Raw genomic sequence first — 3,660 nt, forward strand, 5'->3', positions numbered from 1 at the left:
GGTGGTGCTCACCAACAAGCTGAACAACCAGGCCTTCCAGACCCTGCGCGGGCTGCCGAAGCTCAGGGTGGCGGCCGCGGAGAACTACGCGTACGCCGCCTGGGCGTCCCGGTTCGCGCGCAGCCGCGAGCTGCAGCAGAAGGCGGGCCGGATCAAGAACCTCACCACGGTGCTGGGCGCGGTGTACCTGCCGGTGTGCACGCTGCTGATGTTCATGCTGCTGGCGGGCCCCGCGCGCGGCTCGATGTCGGCCGCGGCGTTCCTGACCTTCAACACCTCGGTGACGATGCTGCTGACCTCGGTCACCCAGCTGACGGGCGCCTTCGTCTCGATGGTGGCCGCGCTGCCGCTGCTGGAGCAGATCAGGCCGGTGCTGGACGCCGCGCCGGAGGTGCGCACGGCCAGCACCCGGCCGGGACCGCTGTCCGGGGCGATCGAGGCGCGGCGGCTGTCGTTCCGCTACGGCGACGACGGGCCGCTGGTGCTGGACGACGTGTCGTTCCGGGTGCGGCCGGGCGAGTTCGTGGCGATCGTCGGGCCCAGCGGCTGCGGCAAGTCGACGCTGCTGAGGCTGCTGATCGGCTTCGACCGGCCGCTGTCCGGGAGCGTGCTGTACGACGGGCAGGACCTTGCGGCACTGGACCAGTCGGCGGTGCGCCGGCAGTGCGGGGTCGTGCTGCAGCACGCGCAGCCGTTCACCGGTTCGATCCTGGACGTCATCCGCGGCACCGAGCCGTGCACGCCCGAGGAGGCGATGGCGGCGGCCGAGCTGGCGGGCCTCGCGGAGGACATCGGGCGGATGCCGATGGGCCTGCACACCATCGTCTCGGGCGGCGGCGCGGTCTCCGGCGGCCAGCGGCAGCGGCTGATGATCGCCCAGGCCCTGGTGCGGCGTCCGCGGATCCTCTTCTTCGACGAGGCGACCAGCGCCCTCGACAACGACACGCAGCGCACGGTGATCGAGAGCACCCGCAAGCTCAACGCCACGCGCGTGGTCATCGCGCACCGCCTGTCGACGGTGCTGGACGCCGACCGGGTCGTGGTGATGGAGGACGGCAGGATCACCCAGCAGGGGCCGCCCGCCGAGTTGCTCGCGGACACGGGCGGGCGGCTGCACGAGCTGGTGCGGCGGCAGCTGGCCTGAGCACCGGGCCGGCCGGCCCTTCCCGGATTCCGCCGTGGGGGACATGAAAGCGCCGGGCCGGGTACCCATCCGCGCATGCGGTCGGCGACCGCGGTGAACCGGACGAGGAGAGGAGAAGACCATGGCCGAGAACCCCGCACGGCACGAGAGCACCGGCGACGACGAGCGGCCCCCCAGGACCGCGCTCGGCGAGGTCCTGCGCGAGTTCGAGAACGCCGAGACGGACGTCGACGACACCCGTGAGCGCCGCCACCGGGGCGAGGCCGGCGAGGCCATCACCACGAACACCCGGGCCCAGGAGGAGTCGGAGGGCGACTGAACCGGGGCCGTGGCCGTGGAGCCGCGGGAGCGACGGCCCGTGCCGAAGGGCGGGGGTGGCCCCCCGGGGCCACGGGTACCCGGGCCGTATGCACCACGATCACCGAGGACCCGAACTGCCCCCAGCCCGGGGGCCGGTCTCCGCGGCCGTGACGGCGTATCTGCGGGGCACCGGAGCGCTGCCCCGCGCCGAGGACGTCGGCGGGGCGACGGCGTACGGCGACGATCTCCAGCTCGCCCTGTACCTCTGCTACGAGCTGCACTACCGGGGTTTCGCCGGGGTCGCCGCGCAACGTGAGTGGGACCCGGACCTGTTGCGGGTCCGGTCGGCGCTTGAGCACCGGTTCCTGTCCGCGCTGCGCGCCGACACGCCCGGGCACGACAGCCTCGACGACGCGCTCGCCGCCCTCCTCGTCGAACCGGTCCACGGCACGGGCGTCAGCCACTACCTGCGGGACGAGGGCGAGCTGTGGCAACTGCGGGAGTACGCGGCCCAGCGCTCCCTCTACCACCTCAAGGAGGCCGACCCGCACGCCTGGGTGCTGCCGCGCCTGTGGGGCCGGGCGAAGGCGGCAATGGCGGCGGTGGAGTTCGACGAGTGGGGCGGCGGCCGCGCCGAACGCGTCCACGCCCGGCTGTTCGCCGACCTGATGGCCGACCTGGACCTGGACACGGCGTACGGCCGCTATCTGGACGCGGCCTCGGCCGAGGTCCTGGCGACGGTGAACCTGATGTCCCTCTTCGGTCTGCACCGCGAGCTGCGGGGCGCCCTGGTGGGTCACTTCGCCGCGGTCGAGATCACCTCCTCCCCCGGCTCACGGCGGCTGGCCGAGGCGTTGCGCCGTACGGGCGCCGGGCCGGCCGCGCGGTTCTTCTACGACGAGCACGTGGAGGCGGACGCGGTGCACGAGCAGGTCGTACGCCACGACGTGATCGGCGGGCTGCTGGCGGAGGAGCCGCATCTGGCTGCCGACGTGGCCTTCGGCATGGACGCGACCGGGTACCTGGAGGACCGTCTCGGTGCACGGCTGCTCGCCGACTGGCGCGCCGGGCGGTCGTCGCTGCGGACTCCCCTCGCCGCTCGCACGACCGGTGTTTCCTGAGTGCCGGGGTACTCGCGAGCCGTGCACGCACTGGTCTTTCCGGGCGTCTACGCCCCGCAGGACGACACCGCGCTGCTGGCCGAAGCCCTGGCCGGCGAACCGTACCGGCCGGGCGCGCGGGTCCTCGACGTGGGCACCGGGAGCGGTGCGCTGGCACTGGTGGCCGCCCGGCGGGGCGCCGAGGTGACCGCGGTGGACGTCTCCCGGCGTGCGGTGTGGACCGCCCGGCTCAACGCCCGGCTGAGCCGGCTGCCGGTACGCATCCACCGGGGGAACCTCTTCGGTCCGGTGCGCGGACGGTCGTTCGACGTCATCCTGGCCAACCCGCCGTACGTACCGGCCCCCGACACCCGGCACGGGCCGCGCGGCAGGCACCGCGCCTGGGACGCGGGGCACGACGGACGGCTGGTCCTGGACCGGATCTGCCGGGACGCTCCCCCGATGCTGCGGCCCGGGGGCGTGCTGCTGATCGTCCACTCCGCGCTGAGCGATCCCGGCCGCACCCTGGAGCGGCTGCGCGCGGCCGGCCTCAAGGCCGCGGTGGTGCGCCGCCGCTGGATCGTCTTCGGCCCGGTCCTGCGGTCCAGGCGCGGCTGGCTGCGCGAGCACGGTCTGCTGCCCGCGGGCGACGCGGCCGACGAGAAGGAAGAGCTGGTGGTCATCCGTGCCGAACGTCCCCTCTGACGCCCCGCGCCCGGACCCGCCCCGCCGGGTCACGATGCAGCGGCGCGGTCCGATCCTCGTCGACGGCCCGGTCGAGGTGGAACTCGAGGACGGCACCACCGTCTCCTCCGACCGCTTCCGCGTCGCCCTGTGCACCTGCCGCCGCAGCCGCCGCTACCCCTGGTGCGACACCAGCCACCGCGAGAGGACGTAGCGGAGGCCCCCAGAGGCTGTGCACCGAGGCGGCCGGCACGGCGGGGCGGGCGGCTCCCTGCGCGCACCGGGCCGACGGCCTGCGGGGGTTGCGGCCGGGCCTGCGGGAGAGGGGTCCCCACGAGCCCGGGCGGCACCGGGCCGGCCGGCACGGCGGTCGTGCCCCGCCCGGGCTCTCCGAGCGGGGCCCCGGGCAGCGCGGGGGGGCGCGGCGGGCGG

The 3,660-nt window shown here is 74.8% G+C and carries 5 protein-coding genes; all 5 read left to right on the forward strand.

From position 1 onward, the window contains the following. On the forward strand, positions 1-1,144 hold a 1,144-nt coding region (locus RH94_RS45355; protein ID WP_234426210.1), incomplete at its 5' end, for an ATP-binding cassette domain-containing protein. A 121-nt stretch (positions 1,145-1,265) separates the two neighbouring features. Beyond that, complete coding sequence (locus RH94_RS33225) at positions 1,266-1,463, forward strand: hypothetical protein (protein WP_073952043.1); 198 nt, start codon at positions 1,266-1,268, stop codon at positions 1,461-1,463. 88 nt (positions 1,464-1,551) lie between these two features. Next, positions 1,552-2,565 (forward strand): iron-containing redox enzyme family protein, encoded by a 1,014-nt coding sequence (locus RH94_RS33230; RefSeq protein ID WP_073952044.1) that lies wholly within the window; start codon positions 1,552-1,554, stop codon positions 2,563-2,565. Between the two features lie 21 nt (positions 2,566-2,586). Then, positions 2,587-3,249 (forward strand): HemK2/MTQ2 family protein methyltransferase, encoded by a 663-nt coding sequence (locus tag RH94_RS33235; protein ID WP_107428890.1) that lies wholly within the window; start codon positions 2,587-2,589, stop codon positions 3,247-3,249. Continuing rightward, a complete protein-coding gene (locus RH94_RS33240; RefSeq protein WP_073952046.1) occupies positions 3,230-3,442 on the forward strand; it encodes a CDGSH iron-sulfur domain-containing protein in 213 nt (70 codons plus the stop codon). Before RH94_RS33235 ends, RH94_RS33240 begins: the two co-directional genes overlap by 20 nt. Positions 3,443-3,660 lie beyond the last annotated feature (218 nt).

Origin of the sequence: Streptomyces kebangsaanensis (assembly GCF_001906585.1) — a bacterium.
GTDB lineage: Bacteria > Actinomycetota > Actinomycetes > Streptomycetales > Streptomycetaceae > Streptomyces > Streptomyces kebangsaanensis.